This window comes from Providencia sp. 2024EL-00732 (assembly GCF_044006275.1).
Lineage (GTDB): Bacteria > Pseudomonadota > Gammaproteobacteria > Enterobacterales > Enterobacteriaceae > Providencia > Providencia huashanensis.
In genome coordinates this window covers 40,484-57,940 of record NZ_JBIPDG010000004.1, presented here as the reverse complement: position 1 = coordinate 57,940, position 17,457 = coordinate 40,484, and the positions used below count along the sequence as shown (strand labels likewise).

At 40.7% G+C, this 17,457-nt stretch carries 17 protein-coding genes; 10 read left to right on the top strand and 7 right to left on the bottom strand.

The features are described from left to right. Positions 1-276: 276 nt before the first annotated feature. The 5 genes from miaB to lnt all read left to right on the top strand — a co-directional run bounded on the left by miaB (position 277) and on the right by lnt (position 5,937). The gene (gene miaB, locus ACHB7C_RS08585; RefSeq protein WP_042848340.1) at positions 277-1,707 is read left to right on the top strand and encodes a tRNA (N6-isopentenyl adenosine(37)-C2)-methylthiotransferase MiaB; all 1,431 of its coding nucleotides are present in this window, start codon (positions 277-279) and stop codon (positions 1,705-1,707) included. A gap of 44 nt (positions 1,708-1,751) precedes the next feature. Then, positions 1,752-2,804: a PhoH family protein gene (locus tag ACHB7C_RS08580; RefSeq protein WP_042848420.1), complete on the top strand. Its 1,053-nt coding sequence runs from the start codon at positions 1,752-1,754 to the stop codon at positions 2,802-2,804. Beyond that, on the top strand, positions 2,805-3,278 hold the full coding sequence (gene ybeY / locus ACHB7C_RS08575) for an rRNA maturation RNase YbeY (protein ID WP_042848341.1): 474 nt from the start codon (positions 2,805-2,807) through the stop codon (positions 3,276-3,278). A gap of 242 nt (positions 3,279-3,520) precedes the next feature. After that, entirely contained in the window at positions 3,521-4,405 is an 885-nt protein-coding gene (corC, locus tag ACHB7C_RS08570; protein ID WP_042848343.1) for a CNNM family magnesium/cobalt transport protein CorC, read from the top strand. After that, entirely contained in the window at positions 4,405-5,937 is a 1,533-nt protein-coding gene (lnt, locus tag ACHB7C_RS08565) for an apolipoprotein N-acyltransferase (RefSeq protein WP_395347020.1), read from the top strand. Before corC ends, lnt begins: the two co-directional genes overlap by 1 nt. A gap of 49 nt (positions 5,938-5,986) precedes the next feature. Here lnt and ACHB7C_RS08560 read toward each other — a convergent pair whose 3' ends face one another. Beyond that, positions 5,987-6,910, bottom strand: a complete 924-nt coding sequence (locus tag ACHB7C_RS08560; RefSeq protein ID WP_042848345.1) for a sugar kinase — start codon at positions 6,908-6,910, stop codon at positions 5,987-5,989. Beyond that, entirely contained in the window at positions 6,910-7,929 is a 1,020-nt protein-coding gene (locus ACHB7C_RS08555) for an SPFH domain-containing protein (protein WP_042848346.1), read from the bottom strand. The genes ACHB7C_RS08560 and ACHB7C_RS08555 overlap by 1 nt, the downstream gene beginning before the upstream one ends. Positions 7,930-8,080: 151 nt before the next feature. On the opposite strand from ACHB7C_RS08555, the gene ACHB7C_RS08550 reads away from it, so the two are divergent. Further along, positions 8,081-8,794: an NUDIX domain-containing protein gene (locus ACHB7C_RS08550; protein ID WP_042848348.1), complete on the top strand. Its 714-nt coding sequence runs from the start codon at positions 8,081-8,083 to the stop codon at positions 8,792-8,794. Positions 8,795-8,842: 48 nt separating this feature from the next. On the opposite strand, the gene ACHB7C_RS08545 is transcribed toward ACHB7C_RS08550, so the two are convergent. The 5 genes from ACHB7C_RS08545 to ACHB7C_RS08525 all read right to left on the bottom strand — a co-directional run bounded on the left by ACHB7C_RS08545 (position 8,843) and on the right by ACHB7C_RS08525 (position 13,525). Further along, the gene (locus ACHB7C_RS08545) at positions 8,843-9,370 is read right to left on the bottom strand and encodes a hypothetical protein (RefSeq protein ID WP_048606353.1); all 528 of its coding nucleotides are present in this window, start codon (positions 9,368-9,370) and stop codon (positions 8,843-8,845) included. Positions 9,371-9,480: 110 nt separating this feature from the next. Beyond that, positions 9,481-9,981: a protein disulfide oxidoreductase gene (locus ACHB7C_RS08540; RefSeq protein ID WP_042848350.1), complete on the bottom strand. Its 501-nt coding sequence runs from the start codon at positions 9,979-9,981 to the stop codon at positions 9,481-9,483. Positions 9,982-10,259: 278 nt separating this feature from the next. Continuing rightward, on the bottom strand, positions 10,260-10,991 hold the full coding sequence (locus tag ACHB7C_RS08535; protein ID WP_042848351.1) for a DsbA family protein: 732 nt from the start codon (positions 10,989-10,991) through the stop codon (positions 10,260-10,262). After that, positions 10,988-13,066, bottom strand: coding sequence for a protein-disulfide reductase DsbD (locus ACHB7C_RS08530; protein ID WP_210831384.1), 2,079 nt, complete (start codon positions 13,064-13,066; stop codon positions 10,988-10,990). Before ACHB7C_RS08530 ends, ACHB7C_RS08535 begins: the two co-directional genes overlap by 4 nt. A gap of 48 nt (positions 13,067-13,114) precedes the next feature. Beyond that, on the bottom strand, positions 13,115-13,525 hold the full coding sequence (locus tag ACHB7C_RS08525; RefSeq protein ID WP_042848354.1) for a hypothetical protein: 411 nt from the start codon (positions 13,523-13,525) through the stop codon (positions 13,115-13,117). A gap of 650 nt (positions 13,526-14,175) precedes the next feature. On the opposite strand from ACHB7C_RS08525, the gene ACHB7C_RS08520 reads away from it, so the two are divergent. From ACHB7C_RS08520 to ACHB7C_RS08505, 4 genes are all read left to right on the top strand, one after another. After that, positions 14,176-15,069 (top strand): amino acid ABC transporter substrate-binding protein, encoded by an 894-nt coding sequence (locus tag ACHB7C_RS08520; RefSeq protein WP_042848356.1) that lies wholly within the window; start codon positions 14,176-14,178, stop codon positions 15,067-15,069. A 118-nt stretch (positions 15,070-15,187) separates the two neighbouring features. After that, complete coding sequence (locus ACHB7C_RS08515) at positions 15,188-15,928, top strand: amino acid ABC transporter permease (protein WP_042848357.1); 741 nt, start codon at positions 15,188-15,190, stop codon at positions 15,926-15,928. 1 nt (position 15,929) lies between these two features. Then, positions 15,930-16,610 (top strand): glutamate/aspartate ABC transporter permease GltK, encoded by a 681-nt coding sequence (gene gltK, locus ACHB7C_RS08510; protein WP_042848358.1) that lies wholly within the window; start codon positions 15,930-15,932, stop codon positions 16,608-16,610. Continuing rightward, positions 16,607-17,332 (top strand): amino acid ABC transporter ATP-binding protein, encoded by a 726-nt coding sequence (locus ACHB7C_RS08505; protein ID WP_042848359.1) that lies wholly within the window; start codon positions 16,607-16,609, stop codon positions 17,330-17,332. The genes gltK and ACHB7C_RS08505 overlap by 4 nt, the downstream gene beginning before the upstream one ends. Positions 17,333-17,457 lie beyond the last annotated feature (125 nt).

The window sequence follows — 17,457 nt, the reverse complement described above, 5'->3', positions numbered from 1 at the left end:
ATTTGCATAAAAATTAACCACAAATACTCAACATCCTCTAGTCACTGATGCCTCAAATGAATACAATACGCCCTAACTTTAAAACAATAGGCAAATTGCCTGCCCTTAAATTTGGTGTAGTGATATTATTTTAAATATCTTTGCATTTATCCCATCATACAATGATGTTCTTCATCAAAATGCATGCAAGTTCCCAAAAAGAGGGTAGGACTTTGGATTTACAACGCGTTTCGAGGTCCATTACACTAGCCGCTTCGAAAACACCGGATATACGACATGTCGACGAATAAAAAGCTATACATTAAAACTTGGGGTTGCCAAATGAATGAGTATGACTCATCCAAAATGGTTTCTTTATTGGAAAACACCCATGGTTACCAACTCACTGAAGTTGCAGAAGAAGCTGATTTATTACTGCTAAATACCTGCTCAATTCGTGAAAAAGCGCAAGAAAAGGTTTTCCATCAACTCGGGCGTTGGAAAACGTTTAAGGATAAAAACCCAGATATCATTATTGGTGTCGGCGGTTGCGTAGCCTCACAAGAAGGGGACTTTATCCGTCAGCGTGCACCAAGTGTTGATATTGTTTTCGGTCCACAGACCTTACACCGCTTGCCTGAAATGATTAATCAGGTGCAAGGTACCCGTAGCCCTGTGATTGATATCAGTTTCCCTGAAATTGAAAAGTTTGATCGCTTACCTGAACCACGAGCAGAAGGCCCAAGCGCATTCGTTTCAATTATGGAAGGCTGTAATAAATATTGTACTTTCTGCGTAGTGCCTTATACACGAGGCGAAGAAGTTAGCCGCCCTTGTGATGATATTTTATTTGAAATTGCACAATTAGCAGCACAAGGTGTCCGTGAAGTTAACTTGTTAGGGCAAAACGTTAACGCTTATCGTGGTGAAACCTTTGATGGTGAAATTTGCTCATTTGCCGAATTATTACGCCTCGTTGCTGCTATCGATGGGATTGACCGTGTACGCTTTACAACCAGTCATCCAATTGAATTTACAGATGATATCATTGAAGTATACCGTGATACCCCTGAATTGGTGAGCTATTTACACCTTCCAGTGCAAAGTGGTTCTGACCGTATTCTTACCATGATGAAACGGGCTCATACCGCACTAGAATATAAAGCCATTATTCGCAAACTGCGTGAAGCTCGCCCTGGTATTCTTATTAGTTCAGATTTTATTGTTGGCTTCCCTGGCGAAACTAACGATGATTTTGAAAAAACTATGAAGTTAATCGCTGATGTGGATTTTGATATGAGTTTTAGCTTTGTTTACTCAGCGCGTCCCGGTACACCTGCGGCCGACCTTCCAGATGATGTCAGTGAAGATGAGAAAAAACAGCGTCTATACTTATTACAGCAGCGCATTAACCAACAAGCCATGAGCTTTAGCCGTGCCATGTTAGGCTCTGTACAACGCATCTTAGTGGAAGGCCCTTCACGTAAGAGCCTCATGGAACTTTCTGGCCGTACCGAAAATAACCGCGTTGTGAATTTTGAAGGCACACCGGATATGATTGGTAAATTTGTGGATGTAGAAATCGTGGACGTCTATGCAAACTCTCTACGCGGCAAAGTGATCCGCACAGAGGAGCAAATGGATCTTCGTGTTCACGAATCCCCTGCATCTGTCATTGCACGTACTCGTAAAGAAGATGAGCTAGGTGTTGGCAACTATCAACCCTAAGTAATAATCTAACGATAGGATATTCAGTGACCGATACAACAACTTTGCAAATCGCAACACAAGAAATCTTTCTAGAACCCGCAGATAACCAGCGTTTAATGAGCCTCTGCGGGCCATTTGATGACAATATTAAGCAACTTGAACGCCGTCTTGCCATCGAAATTAACCGACGCGATAACCGTTTTAAAATATCGGGCAAACCACTTAATGTACAAGCGGCAAGTAAAATTTTACGCCAGCTGTATGTGGATACCTCCCCTGTGCGCGGTGTTATTCCGGATATAGACCCTGAAAACATTCACTTAGCGATACTCGATAGCCGTGTCTTAGAGCAATCCGCTGACAGCGTGCCAGACTACGGTAAGGCCGTGAATATCAAAACAAAACGTGGTGTAATCAAGCCTCGTACACCAAACCAAGCGCAATATATCGCAAATATTTTAGACCATGATATTACGTTTGGGATTGGCCCTGCTGGGACAGGGAAAACATACTTAGCTGTTGCCGCTGCTGTTGATGCACTAGAGCGCCAAGAAGTTCGCCGAATATTGCTAACTCGTCCAGCTGTTGAGGCTGGTGAGAAGCTCGGTTTCTTACCGGGGGATCTAAGCCAAAAAGTTGACCCTTATCTTCGCCCCCTTTATGACGCCTTATTTGAAATGTTAGGCTTTGAAAAAGTTGAAAAACTGATTGAGCGAAACGTGATTGAAGTTGCGCCATTGGCGTATATGCGCGGTCGCACATTAAATGATGCTTTTATTATTTTAGATGAAAGCCAAAACACGACCATCGAACAGATGAAAATGTTTTTGACGCGTATTGGGTTTAATTCCAAAGCGGTGGTAACAGGGGATATTACCCAAGTTGACTTACCGCGCGGCAGTAAATCGGGTTTACGTCACGCCATAGAAGTCCTTTCTGGGGTTGATGATTTAAGCTTTAATTTTTTCCACAGTGAAGACGTTGTTCGTCACCCAGTAGTGGCTAAAGTTGTTATGGCTTATGAAGCATGGGAAGAGCAAGACAATAAGCGCCGCCAGCAGTTACGTGAAGAAAAAGAACGACAACAGCAATTTGAAAAGCAGGAAAACCAATAAATGAGTGGCATCGATATTATTCTCGATTTACAAATTGCATGTGAAAATCCGGACGGCTTACCCTCTGAAGCTTTATTTGAACGCTGGTTAGCCGCAGTACTGCCTAAATTTCAAGCGCAAAGTGAAGTCACCATTCGCATTGTAGACGAAGCGGAAAGCCATCATTTAAACTTAACCTACCGAGGAAAAGATAAGCCCACAAATGTATTATCTTTTCCTTTTGAAGCACCGCCGGAAATTGAGCTGCCATTATTAGGCGATTTAATTATTTGTCGTCAAGTTGTTGAGCAAGAAGCGATTGAACAACAAAAAAGTGCTGAAGAGCACTGGGCACATATGGTGATCCACGGTTGCTTACATCTACTAGGTTATGACCATATTGAAGATGATGAAGCTGAAGAAATGGAAAGCTTAGAAACTGAAATCTTAGCAGAATTAGGTTATGACGACCCCTATCTTGCAGAGAAAGCATGATCTAACTATAATTTTTCTAGTTATCTTTTATAAAAAAGCATTATTTTACAAAAAACTGACGGTAATTATGAGGATAAACCGTCAGTTTTATGCTAAAAAAGAATCAAGCAAGTTGTTTTTATTAACTAACCTAGCTCTAAATACTTTAACTTGTGCTATTAAACCCATAGCCGAGTACAGCTAACAACGCTGTAGTTCAAAGTATGTCGAGTATTTTATTGAGGAATACAAAATTAACCGCCATGAGCGACGATAACTCTTCGAGTAGCGATAACCCTGGTCCTAAGAAAGGGTTTTTTGCACTATTAAATCACCTGTTCCACGGTGAACCTAAAAATCGTGATGACTTAGTCGAATTAATCCGCGACTCTGAACAAAACGATTTGATTGATCCTGATACCCGCGAAATGCTTGAAGGGGTAATGGACATTGCGGATCAACGCGTACGCGATATTATGATCCCGCGTTCCCAAATTGTTACCTTAAAACGCAATCAAACGCTTGATGAGTGCCTTGATGTCATTATTGATTCAGCCCACTCACGCTTCCCTGTTATTAGTGAAGATAAAGACCACATAGAAGGTTTATTAATGGCAAAAGATTTGCTGCCATTTATGCGCACTGACGCAGAACCTTTTAGTATCGATAAAGTCTTACGTCAAGCAGTTGTTGTACCTGAAAGTAAGCGAGTAGACAGGCTACTCAAAGAGTTCCGCTCTCAACGCTACCATATGGCTATCGTCATTGACGAGTTTGGTGGTGTGTCAGGGCTTGTTACCATTGAAGATATTTTAGAGCTTATTGTTGGCGAAATCGAAGACGAATATGACGACCAAGATGACGTTGATATCCGTCAACTCAGTCGGCATTCTTATTCTGTCCGCGCGCTGACGCAGATAGAAGACTTCAATGATGCTTTTAATACACAATTTAGTGATGAAGAAGTTGATACCGTGGGCGGTTTAGTTATGCAAGCCTTTGGTCACTTACCTTCCCGTGGTGAAGTTATCACTATAGACAATTACCAATTTAAAGTTGCCATGGCAGACAGTCGTCGAATTCTTCTGCTTCACGTGAAAATTCCAGATGACGCGCCAGTTCCGACTTTGGAAGAAGAACAGACTTAATGAATTCAACGTCTATTTATCAAAGTCAGCGGTTACGGTTACTGCTGGCTTTACTATTTGGAGCCAGTGGAACACTGGCTTTTTCGCCTTTTGATATCTGGCCCGCTGCACTACTTTCTATTCTTTTCCTTCAATTACTCACCTTACAGCGGACGGTTAAGCAATCTTTTTCGATTGGCTTTGCTTGGGGGTTTGGTTTATTTGGTAGCGGTGTCAATTGGGTTTACGTGAGTATTGCTGACTTTGGTGGAATGCCTGGCCCTGTTAATGTACTTATCGTTATTCTTCTGGCGGCATATCTCTCTCTTTATACCGGTCTATTTGGGGCATTACTCACTAAATTTGCTCCCAGTGCCAATATCTGGCGTTTAGTCTTCCTTGCACCTGCACTTTGGCAGTTAACTGAATTCCTACGAGGTTGGGTATTAACTGGCTTCCCATGGCTCCAATTTGGTTATAGCCAAATTGATGGGCCAATGAAAGCATTAGCACCAGTTTTTGGTGTTGAAATGGTTACCTTGTTGCTATTTAGTATCAGTGGCCTATTAGTGCTAGCGATAATACGCCGCAGTTTTATGGCCTTAATAGCGGCTGCGGTTTTATTGTTTGCCCCCCTACTTGCCAAAAATATTCAATGGTTCACCCCTCTTGAAACCAAAAAAATGCAAGTCGCTTTAGTACAAGGCAATATTCCCCAATCGATGAAATGGGAAGCCAGCTTTTTACAAAAGACCAAAGACACCTATATGGAGTTATCAAGGCCTTATATAGGTAAAGCTTCACTGATCATTTGGCCCGAATCTGCCGTCCCTTCCGTTGAACTCGATAACCAAGCTTGGTTAAAATCCCTCGATCAACTGCTGGCAGGCTCTAATACGCGCTTAATAACCGGAATTGTCGATGCAAGGCCAGCGAATGGTGAGTATGAATTTTTTAATACTATTATCGTATTAGGTGATAAAACACCGTATCTTTACCCTTCTAAAAATCGTTATAACAAACACCATTTAGTTCCATTTGGCGAGTTTGTTCCCTTAGAGGATATACTACGCCCTATTGCCCCTTTCTTTAACTTACCTATGTCAGGTTTTAGCCGAGGTGATTATCAACAAGCTCAGCTAGCGGTAGGGAATATGCATCTTACAGCCGCAATTTGCTATGAGATAATCTTAGGTACGCAAGTTAGAGATAACTTTAAGCCAGATAGCGATTACTTACTTACCGTATCGAATGACGCATGGTTTGGAAAATCGATTGGTCCATGGCAGCATTTCCAAATGGCTCGAATGCGTTCGTTAGAGTTAGGTCGCCCATTACTACGCTCAACCAATAATGGAATTACTGCTGTGATCAGCGCTGACGGGACAATCCAAGATATACTGCCTCAGTTTAAAACAGCAGTACTTGCCAGTGATGTCATCCCGACGACAGGGTTAACGCCTTATGCACGTTGGAGCAATTACCCAATGTGGGCCGTGGTTGTCATCTTTGGCTTACTAGGTTTCACAATGAACCAACGTAGAAAAATTTAATCTGTCATCAGCCTCAATAAGCAAAAATATTGAGGCTGATGAAACTAAGCTAACCAACAAGTAACCCTCGTAAATCTGAGATTTTCACTGTAACAATACAGCCCGCATTAAACTGTAAAAAATCATCTTCTATTCCATCTGAGAAAATAACGCCATTATCAGGCATCAACGATTCAAGCATTAAAGGTGATTCTGTTTCTATCGTGCCAAACACCCATTTCGTGCCCGTTGTTTTACTTAAAAAAGGCTCCCTAACGCTAAATTGCAATTTATTGTCTCCCCAACCAAATCCATTAGAAAGGGGATGATGTGCCACGCCTGTAATCGCTTTAGCTCCAGCTAAAATAGATTGAAACCACCCCGTTGAACCCAACCCTGTTGAAACTATAATTCCAGAAGAAGATTGAAACTCTTTCTCCCCTTTCCAATTCAATAAATAACGCGCAGAGGTATGGCTTTTCGGGCCAATGAACAAGTCATTCACCGCTAATAATGATTGACCATCATTGGTTGTTGCTTGTGCAAAAGTAACTGTTTTTTGCTCTGCCTTGCCTTGTATTGTTTTTTGTACAACTTCCTTTAGTTGGCCTATTTCAAAAGGTAATAATTTGCCATCCCATCTCGCTGGGTCTGGGTTAATCGCAATAATAGGCTGCCCATTCAGGTACTTTAACGTATTGGCAACTAAGCCATCCTGCCCGATCACAACCACAATATCTTGCTTAGAAAATTGGTAACTGGGCAATAGTTTTCTTTCTAATAATTGAAACCTACCTAATGGTTTTAATATTGATTCAGCTTGGATTAATTGCCTCTGATAAAGATCATGCTCATTAAGATAATCATCAACTTCCACATGGTTATGCTCTAAATAGAATTTCGCTTGTGGCCATGTATTAAAGCGTTCAATCAATTCCTGTAAGCGCGTCTTACGTGTTACTAATACAAATCTAGCATTATCCATTCCTTCCATTACTTCCCTCCTTTTTTCATTAGTTGACCAAATAGATCAGGTGATAGATTAAGTTCCCCTATCTTCCCTGCATTTTGAGCCAGTGACTCAAAAGCCATTGCCATTAATTGTTCTGGGTTCATTTTTGCCAGCGCTAGCGCTTTTAAATTTTCAACGGGTAACTGGCTATAGGCTTTCATTTTGGTTTCAATAGCATAAGCATCTGCTTCTGATTGAATACGCTGGTTTCCCACACTGAGCGTGACTAACTCTTGGCGCTTTGCCTCTGCACTAACTTGTGCAACCAACTCTTCTTGCTCTATTTCTGCTCGTTCACGTAATAGCTTACGTTCATTATCAAGGCGAGCTTCTTCAATTTGTTGTTCTTTTGCTTGAACAGATAAATCCGTTTCTAATTCCGCTTCTTTAATCGTTCTTTCTTGTTCAACAGAAAATTTGCGTCTTGCGTAAATAGCATCATCCGCTTCTTTTAGAATTGACTCCCTCGCTTGCGCCTCTAACGCTTTAAGAGTTTCAGGTGAAGGCGCTATTGCAGCAAAAGAGACGTCTAAAATTTCAAGGCCTAATGACTCAATTAGCGTTTGTTCTGCCAGTTGTTGAGTGACTAAAGTCACTAATGATTGGCTAATAAGTAATGCATCACGCAATGAAGTCGTTTGAATTCTGGCTTGGATAATAGTTTGCGCAGCCCTCACTACTCTATCACTCAATTTAAGTGGGTCTTCAGAAGCGTGATTTTTTCCATCTTTAGTTAAATTGAAATTTAATACATTTGCTGTTTTTTCTGGGTTCTTCACTTGAAATGAAATTTGCCCCTGAATGCGTAAACTTTGAAAATCCGCAGTTTGTAAATTAAAAATAAAAGGAGCTTCTTGAGCACTTAACGGTAATGCCGCAATAGATGTCTTATCCGAGTTATACCAAAAACTAATCCCCTTTCCTTGCTTACGCACTTTCCCATTCACTGACTGAATAACAAATGTAGATGAGTCTGCTTTGAAATATTTAAAATTGAACATAGTCCACCTCTCATTAATGTCCTTATGACTTTAAATAATTATTGTCCTATAGACACAAACAAGTCAAGCATTAAATGTCTTAATGACATTAATTGGCTTTTAGCGTATGATAGCTCTATTGATTTGAGTGCAATTTAAAGTAGGTAACAATATGAATGAAAAAGAATTTTTAGCAGGATATAACAAAAATGAATATCTCTCACCACTGCTGACTGTTGATGCCGTCTTGTTCACATATCATGAAAACACACTCAAAGTCTTATTAGTCGAAAGGGCAAATTTCCCTGAAAAGGGGAAATGGGGGTTACCTGGTGGCTTCGTTGATGAACAAAATGATAAAACTATCGAAGAGACAATCCTACGTAAGCTAAAAGAAAAAACAGGGGTTATCCCGCCTTATGTTGAACAACTTTGTACGGTAGGTAATAAACAACGTGATCCTCGGGGTTGGTCTGTCACTGTCTGTTATACCGCTTTAATTGCTTATCAAGATTGTGAAGCTCATATTGAGACCGTCGAATCAGTAAAATGGGTATCTATTGATGACATCGCTACATTGCCTCTGGCATTTGACCATTTACAACTCTATCAACAGGCTCGTGAGCGCTTACAACAAAAATCACTTTATTCCATCGTACCCGGCTTTGCTTTACCTGACGTTTTTACACTGTCTGAATTGCAGCATGTCCATGAGGTTTTAATTGGTAAGACTTTGCAAAATAAGTCTTTTAGACGTCGTTTAGAACAAGCAGACTTGCTTATCGATACAGGGGAAAAACGCCATGAGCGCGGCCGACCAGCCAATTTATACCGCTTAAAACCCCAATCGGCTGAATACCGTTTTATTCGTAATTTAGAATTTTAATCATGAGTACGCCTGATAAATAGCGATTATCAGGCGCAATAATAAAGGTTAGAGGCAAATAGCAGGAGTAACAATATAGGTAAAAATTAATTTATTGGATTTATAATAATTATGCGTGATCCCATCAGGGAACATTTCATGTAAAATTTTCATTCCTGCATCCTTACCGCAGTAATTTATATCTAAGACCTTACGCATGTTCTGCTGCCAGCTATTACTCTCTAGCACATTGTCAGGGATCCCTTTGATAGTATATTGATAAAACAACATGCCATTTTTTTCTGTCACCTCTGTTAATAATGTTACATCATCAATCAACATAGGTAATGACTTCGCCATTTCAGACAAAAAAATACCACGCAGCATTGTCGGGTCATCATCTGACTTGGCATTAAATGCATTGATTTTATCTTCTGTCGAATTGCTTTTAATTTCATCAACGCGCTGTTTTAATTCTGAATTCGCAGTTGCTACAGAAGACGGCTCAGATTTTGCTTTTTCTTCCGTATCAGGCGAGCACCCAACCATTAATACTGCACCTAACAGTAAGCATACTGTTTTTTTGAACACTACCATCCCATCCACCTATTTTATTATTTATATAGCAGGATGAGTTTACCATAATGATAAATTAAACTTATAGACAGAAAAATCCCCTTTTAACGAGCGAGGGGATCATAAAAATATTAAAATGAGGCTAACCACATACGCATTTTTAAACCATAAGAGCTAGTCCAGCCTGAAGTAAAACTAACTAACTCGCCGTTATCAATTACCATAAACGTCGGTGTTGCACTGACTCCTACCGCATTCGAGAGCTGCCCACTACTGTCATTGATAACAGGGAAGTTTAAATCCTTTTTTTCCATCCCTGAGACTAAGCGAGCCGTTTCACCGGAACGTATGGCAACAGAAATAATCGGCATACCTGATTGATTTAAATCTGAAACTGTTGGCGAAGTTAGATTGCACACACCACACCATGTAGCCCAAAAATAAACCAATATCGGTTTTTCTTTACTTAACTCAGCTAATGAAACCGTTTCACCATTAACTAAAGTATGTTGTTCCAACAATGCAGGGGCTAAAGTTTGTGGTTTACGCCACAAGTCCATTACCGTAAAGGCAACAAACAATATAATGGCTAAAACGATAATTTCTTTAGACCACTTTTTCAGTCTATTCATACGGTTATTAACCTATTTGTTATCAAATAGTACAAATTTAAAGTGTAGCAAAGCAAAGCATTTAATCGAAATTAATGCTTTGTCATTAAGTTAAAATGCTTTCTTTGCTGATTCGCTAATACTTTTCTAAGTCAATCTTAAGCTTAGCTTTATCCCCTAAATAATTCGTGTTGTGGCTAGGCGGCAAGTGAAACTAAGCCCTAGGAGCATACATCAGTATGTGACTAGGGTTAGTATGCCAAGCCAACAACGCCACAGCGCGAAGTATAACAAGGATATTATTTGAGCTTAGCCAACTGCTCTTTCACTATCGCTTCAAACTGCTGCGCATCAATAGCCCCTGGGATCATTTCTTCACCGACTAGTGTCGCTGGTGTCCCATTCACTCCCAGTTTTTCAGCTAACATCATGTTAGTACGAATACCTTCACGGCTTTTTTCGCTCGCTTTCAGTTTATCATTACCCGTCGCTTTCAGGGCTTCTTTGATATTCGCATCAGACAGCATGCCTTGCTTTTGCATAAATTTATGATGTAACGCTTCAAACGCCTTTGGATTCTCTTGCCATAATGTCATCGTTAATTGAGCCGAATCCATTGAAGTCTGGCCTTTAAATGGCAGATATTTGATAACCACAGCAACATCATTTGGATATTTTTTCACGATATCCTCTAGTTGTGGGTCAAAACGTTTACAGAACGGGCAGTTAAAATCAGTAAAGTTGACCAAAACTAGCTTCGCATTTTTATTACCTAAAACTGGGCTAGTTGGGTCATTAAATAATGCCTCTTTTTCCATTTTTAGCGTTTCTTTCATCTGCGCTTGTTGCTTCTCACCCTGTTTGGCTTGCAGTGCGACGATCGCCTCTTCTAAAATCTCAGGGTTTTCTACTAACGTATCTCTGACTAACTTACGAACTTGTGCTTCCTGTTCTGCATTTAGTGGCGCGGCTTGTGCCATTGCACCAAACATAAGTGATGAAAATAGAACAGCTAAAATTGTTTTATTCATTTTGTGGCTCCTTTGGCCTGATTCATAACTGATATTAACGACTCACGGTCAAGTATAGTTGACAGTACTTCGCCTTCGGCCAAGTTAGGGCCATAAATTTGATTAAATGGAACAGCTACCTGCCCACGTTTTTGTAAGAAGGCAGTAATTTCTGGTGATGGTTTCGTCCAATCACCACGTAAAGCGACGACGTCAGGCTCACTAAGAAGCTGCTGAATATCATCTCTCAATAACACATTGTATTTATTCGCCTTACAAGTCACACACCATTCAGCGGTTACATCAATAAAGACACGTTTATTATCGGCCAGTGCATCTGTAATTGCCTGCTCAGTTAATGGCTGCCAATCTACACTATCCTTTACTAAAGAACGGCTTCCGGTATGTTGCTCTTGCGTCATCCACACAAAACCAATAGCGAAAACAGCAAATAACAACAATGGCAAGAACGCAGCTCGTCCCCCTCTTTTTATCGCAATAAAAACCACCAGCAGTACTAAGAAAATTACCGCTATAGCTGTTGATACTGTGACACCAAAATGAGGAATTAATAAGCTAATTAACCACAAGCTGGAGAGGAGCATCATCACCCCAAGCACAGCACGTAATTTTAGCATCCACATGCCAGGTTTTGGTAATAACCTTGATATTACTGGGAAAGCGGCGATTAATAACCAAGGCAAACTCATCCCGACTCCCAGAGCCGTGAAAATCAACCATAACTCTTCCATCGGGGCGGTAAGTGCAAAAGCAACTGCGGTGCCCAAAAATGGTGCAGAGCAAGGAGTCGCTAGCAGGGTTGCAAAAACGCCTTGCCAAAAATGCCCACTATTTCCATGCCCACCAGCGGTTGCAAGACGAGTGTTAGCCTTACTCCCTAAATTAATTTCAAATAAACCAAATAAATTAGCAGTAAACAGTGCTGTAACTAGCACCATAAAACCAATAAACCATGGGTTTTGAAACTGAATTCCCCAGCCAACGGCTTGTTGCCCAACACGTAACAGCGTCATGAGTAAAGCAAGTAACCAGAAGGAAACTAAAATTCCTAAGGAAGATAATAAAAATTGGCGACGAATGGTTTTTTGTTCACCTTGAGGCACCATCAATACAGAGCCCAGCTTCATCGCAAGCACAGGAAGAACACATGGCATTAAGTTAAGGATTAACCCACCAACCAAGGCAAATACCACCACTTGCCATAAGGAAATTGCACTTCCAGCGCTACTTCCACCAATAGTTCCTGAAAATGAACCAACTTGGCTATTAATTTGCTGAGAAATATCACCATCACTCACAACAAATGAAACAGTTTTACCGGTTAAATCTGGGGATTCCCCCCCCCAATCATCACCAACGTCGATAGTTGCTGTTAAATGCTCCCCTGAGACTTCAATCTCAGGCACCCCTAATGTTGCACCTTCAACAACATCAGTGAAGATATTCGGTTTCCCCCACGAGCTACCTGAATTTTTTTGTAATTCGATAACGAGCTTGTCATGGGCAAAACCAACTTTAGTTTGCTCAACTAAACCACTTGTTGGCGGTACTGCCCCTTTCGCTTGGTTAAACGCCCAAGTAAAATCAGCAGGAACAGGCTCAGTTAAATCGAGCTCAAACGGATAATCCGTTAAAATACAAACGTTACTACAAGTCGATAATGTTAATGTCCCAGCCAGTTTATCTAGTTTTTCAGTACTTTTGACTGTAATAGGGAAAACAACATCCCCCATATAGCCTTGAGTTGATACCCCTGCGACATCAAAACGCCCAGGCGTTGGCCATTGCCAATCGGTGGACTCTACAGGTGATGACCACACAATTTCAGGTGCAACGCCCCCCTCTCCCGGTGAGCGCCAATAAGTTTTCCAGCCATCATCAAGTTTCACATCAAGCAAAATATCGATTTTACCCTGTTCTTGGGTAGAACTGAGTAACCTCACTTGTGCATGCCTTGGGGTGTTATCACTCATCCACCCGTTATTCGCTGGTTGCAACCACCCCGTATCCGCAGCATGAATGCTGCTCGAAAAAAGAGCAAATAAAATTAAAAATGAATTAATCAAAAAACGCATTGTTTCCTCCAGAATAAATTACACAAACAGATCCCTATTTGTTGTGTGCTAATTCCGAAGATTACAAAACTGTAAATGTCGTCTGACACGAGGGGGGGCATGTTTCTCTTCATTGTTAGCTCTAGATATAAATAGATTAGTGCAAAATAGAGTTAATGCAGCTAAAGAAAGAAACATAAAGAAGAATGGTTCAATAACAGCAGGCAACAATGTCATTAATGACTTCGCGCTAAGTTCACAACTGGAAAGTTGAGTACTACTGTTATCACTCTGTTCTATTTGAGGTTGTTCGACATAGCTAAAGCTATACCCGGTAGGGTCTTGCGCCTGTACTAACACATTAGGCACAAAAAAATTGGCGAACAGACGCTCTCCGACAGCACGTTGGTTCATACAAACCAACACCATCAGACAGGCGAGTATCACTAATCCTTTACCTAATTTCAAATGCCTGTTCATGCGTATCTCGGTATATCTTCCTGAAATAACACCAATTATATGGTTTACACGCTAGTAGCAATGATAAAAACCATGCTTTGATTAATACCATTACACCATCTATAAGTTAAATAGAGGTTACATCTTACACAGCAAAACATTCCGTACAAGTATCATCATCTAACTTTACAAAAAAACATTCCTTTTTAGCTCAATGAAAATCTAAACACATCTAAAAGTAGGCACAAAAATTGCTTTATTTTAATCATCGAGTGAAAACGAAATGATTTGCACTCTAACGGTGCATGATTGTCGGATTTAAACAAATTTTAGCCGCTGTTTATCATGTTAGTGCAGCAATTCAAGAAATCGCCAAATAATATGCGAGACAGCTCCCGAAATTGAAACAATTTGTTTTCATTAATTAACAAATTTAATTACTTTTTAACAATAATAAAACATATAGCGGATAATCGCGGCATTGTCTAAATCAGCAAAATATCCGCAAACACAACACAACAAAGCCAAAGTCATTCAAGGGGTATCTAACGGAAGAACAACAGTTTAGCTAACAGCAGCTTTAACCGCAATTAGCCCAACTGACGCTCGCCCGTCAAGATAGCGTTTGAAATACGATGGGTTTACACCGATGGTCTAAAGGAGCTGTAATTATGCGTATAAGTAAGCTTGTATTATCAATGATGATTTTAGGTGCAACCTGCGCTGTTCAAGCAGAAGAGCTAAACGGTACTCTGAAAAAAATCAAAGACAACGGTGTAATTGTTGTTGGTCACCGTGAATCCTCTGTCCCATTTTCCTACTATGATAATAGCCAAAAAGTCGTTGGTTACTCACAAGATTATTCCAACGAAATTGTCGATGCAGTAAAGAAAAAACTCAATATGCCTGATTTACAGGTCAAACTGATCCCGATTACTTCACAAAATCGTATTCCATTACTGCAAAATGGCACATTTGATTTCGAGTGTGGCTCAACCACCAATAACTTAGAGAGACAAAAACAAGCTGCCTTCTCTAACACTATCTTCGTGGTCGGCACACGCTTGTTAACCAAAGGCGATTCAGGTGTGAAAGATTTCGCAGATTTAGCTGGGAAAAACGTCGTGGTTACCTCTGGTACCACCTCTGAAATTCTACTCAATCAGTTAAATGACGAAAAAAATATGAAGATGCGCATTATTAGCGCCAAAGACCACGGTGATTCATTCCGTACCTTAGAATCCGGTCGTGCAGTTGCCTTTATGATGGATGATGCGCTGTTAGCGGGTGAGCGTGCTAAAGCTAAAAAACCTGAAATATGGGAGATAGTCGGTACACCGCAAACTGAAGAGGCCTATGGCTGCATGTTACGTAAAGATGACCCTCAGTTTAAAGCTCTCGTTGATGAAACTATCGCCAATGCACAAACATCAGGCGTCGCAGAGAAGTCCTTTGAGCGTTGGTTCAACCAGCCAATTCCACCCAAAAATCTCAACCTGAAATTTACGTTATCCGATGAAATGAAAGCCTTATTTAAAGCACCGAATGACAAAGCATTAAACTAATAAAAAGACAAACAGGGTATTACTGTGAAGTAGATAGTGGCAAGGCGGTCGTTCCCCGCCTTGCATACTTATCGATAACAGTATTCGGGGATCTAATTGCCCACAGGAAGTCAACATTATGTCTATTGATTGGAATTGGGGGATTTTCCTTCAGGAAGCCCCGTTTGGGAATACCACCTATCTAGGGTGGTTAATATCTGGCCTTGAAGTCACCGTTACACTTTCTATTTGTGCATGGATTATCGCATTCTTAGTCGGTTCAATTTTTGGTATTCTACGTACCGTACCTAATCGTTACTTAGCCTTTATTGGCACTGCCTATGTTGAGTTATTCCGTAATGTACCATTGATTGTGCAATTCTTTACATGGTATTTGGTGATCCCTGAGCTGCTGCCTCGCTCCATTGGGGATTGGTTTAAAATGGAGTTAGACCCTAACTACCAATTTTTTATTTCTTCAATGTTATGCCTTGGGTTATTCACAGCCGCACGGATGACCGAACAAGTTCGAGCCGCTATTCAATCGCTCCCTCGCGGGCAGAAAAGCGCAGCTCTGGCGATGGGGCTAACTCTCCCACAAACATATCGTTACGTTTTATTGCCGAATGCTTACCGAGTAATATTGCCACCAATGACCTCAGAAATGTTGAATTTGGTCAAAAACTCAGCAATCGCATCAACAATAGGCTTAGTTGATATGGCTGCACAAGCGGGGAAACTACTGGATTACTCTGCCCATGCATGGGAATCATTTACAGCCATAACATTAGCTTATGTTGGTATTAACGTCATCATTATGATTTTAATGTCGCTACTCGAACGAAAAGTTCGTTTACCTGGCACTATTGGAGGGCGATAAGATGCTTTACGAATTTGACTGGAGCTCAATTGCACCGAGTATCCCCTTCTTAATTGATGGCTTTATTGTCACCGCTAAAATTACACTTACCGCCATTGTCGTCGGGATTTTATGGGGAACAGTCTTAGCTGTTATGCGGCTATCACCTTTCAAGCCTATCAGTTGGTTTGCTGCCTTATATGTTAATACCTTTCGTTCTATCCCGTTAGTCATGGTTTTATTGTGGTTTTATTTGATTGTGCCTAGCTTATTACAAAATGTTCTAGGCTTATCACCAAAAAATGATATTCGTTTAATTTCAGCAATGATAGCCTTCTCCCTTTTTGAAGCGGCCTACTATTCAGAGATTATTCGTGCGGGTATACAGAGTATTTCCCGAGGTCAGGCATCAGCAGCATTAGCACTTGGTATGACAAATATGCAAACCATGAGGCTAGTTGTATTACCACAGGCTTTCAAAGCAATGGTACCATTGCTACTAACTCAAGGTATTGTCTTATTTCAGGACTCCTCATTGGTATACGTCCTAAGTTTGACGGACTTCTTCCGGACAGCCACTAACATTGGCGAACGGGATGGCACACAGGTGGAAATGGTACTATTCGCAGGTCTGGTGTACTTTATAATCAGTTTTGGCGCTTCCATGTTAGTGAATTATCTTAAGAAAAGGACTGTTTCATGATTACCCTGAAAAATGTATCTAAATGGTATGGCCAATTTCAGGTGCTTACAGACTGCACAACTGAAGTCAAAAAAGGCGAAGTCGTGGTAGTATGTGGGCCATCTGGCTCTGGTAAATCCACATTAATAAAAACAGTGAATGGCTTAGAACCTATTCAGCAGGGTGAAATTTTTGTGAATGATATTCAAGTTAATAGCAAAAAAACTGACCTTGCAAAGTTGCGTTCTAAGGTGGGAATGGTGTTCCAGCACTTCGAGCTATTTCCGCATCTATCAATTATAGAAAACCTAACATTGGCACAAGTCAAAGTATTAAACCGAGATAAAAAAGCCGCTGAAGCTAAAGGGTTGAAACTCTTAGAACGAGTTGGCTTAACAAGCCATGCGAACAAATTCCCTGCTCAATTATCAGGGGGACAGCAACAACGTGTCGCCATTGCCCGCGCACTTTGTATGGACCCTATTGCAATGTTATTTGATGAACCAACATCTGCTCTTGACCCTGAAATGATCAACGAAGTACTTGATGTCATGGTTGAATTAGCTCATGAAGGGATGACCATGATGGTGGTTACCCATGAAATGGGCTTCGCCAAAAAAGTAGCAAACCGCGTGATCTTTATGGATGAAGGGAAAATTGTTGAGGACAGTAAAAAAGAAGACTTTTTCGCTAACCCACAATCTGAACGTGCTAAAGATTTCCTTGCGAAAATACTTCATTAATTCATCTCAATAATATATCTAAACAACGTGGCAGGGCTCCCTTGGAGTCGCTGTCACGTAATCTTCCATAATTTATCGTCTAACCGCATTTTTCTTAACAACCATGAAAATCAACCGACAAAATA

Coding starts and splice junctions, on each gene's coding strand:
- miaB (WP_042848340.1), top strand. CDS start 277: ATGTCGACGAATAAAAAGCTATACATTAAAACTTGGGGTTGCCAAATG.
- ybeY (WP_042848341.1), top strand. CDS start 2,805: ATGAGTGGCATCGATATTATTCTCGATTTACAAATTGCATGTGAAAAT.
- corC (WP_042848343.1), top strand. CDS start 3,521: ATGAGCGACGATAACTCTTCGAGTAGCGATAACCCTGGTCCTAAGAAA.
- lnt (WP_395347020.1), top strand. CDS start 4,405: ATGAATTCAACGTCTATTTATCAAAGTCAGCGGTTACGGTTACTGCTG.
- ACHB7C_RS08560 (WP_042848345.1), bottom strand. CDS start 6,910: ATGGAAGGAATGGATAATGCTAGATTTGTATTAGTAACACGTAAGACG.
- ACHB7C_RS08555 (WP_042848346.1), bottom strand. CDS start 7,929: ATGTTCAATTTTAAATATTTCAAAGCAGACTCATCTACATTTGTTATT.
- ACHB7C_RS08550 (WP_042848348.1), top strand. CDS start 8,081: ATGAATGAAAAAGAATTTTTAGCAGGATATAACAAAAATGAATATCTC.
- ACHB7C_RS08545 (WP_048606353.1), bottom strand. CDS start 9,370: ATGGTAGTGTTCAAAAAAACAGTATGCTTACTGTTAGGTGCAGTATTA.
- ACHB7C_RS08540 (WP_042848350.1), bottom strand. CDS start 9,981: ATGAATAGACTGAAAAAGTGGTCTAAAGAAATTATCGTTTTAGCCATT.
- ACHB7C_RS08535 (WP_042848351.1), bottom strand. CDS start 10,991: ATGAATAAAACAATTTTAGCTGTTCTATTTTCATCACTTATGTTTGGT.
- ACHB7C_RS08530 (WP_210831384.1), bottom strand. CDS start 13,066: ATGCGTTTTTTGATTAATTCATTTTTAATTTTATTTGCTCTTTTTTCG.
- ACHB7C_RS08525 (WP_042848354.1), bottom strand. CDS start 13,525: ATGAACAGGCATTTGAAATTAGGTAAAGGATTAGTGATACTCGCCTGT.
- ACHB7C_RS08520 (WP_042848356.1), top strand. CDS start 14,176: ATGCGTATAAGTAAGCTTGTATTATCAATGATGATTTTAGGTGCAACC.
- ACHB7C_RS08515 (WP_042848357.1), top strand. CDS start 15,188: ATGTCTATTGATTGGAATTGGGGGATTTTCCTTCAGGAAGCCCCGTTT.
- gltK (WP_042848358.1), top strand. CDS start 15,930: ATGCTTTACGAATTTGACTGGAGCTCAATTGCACCGAGTATCCCCTTC.
- ACHB7C_RS08505 (WP_042848359.1), top strand. CDS start 16,607: ATGATTACCCTGAAAAATGTATCTAAATGGTATGGCCAATTTCAGGTG.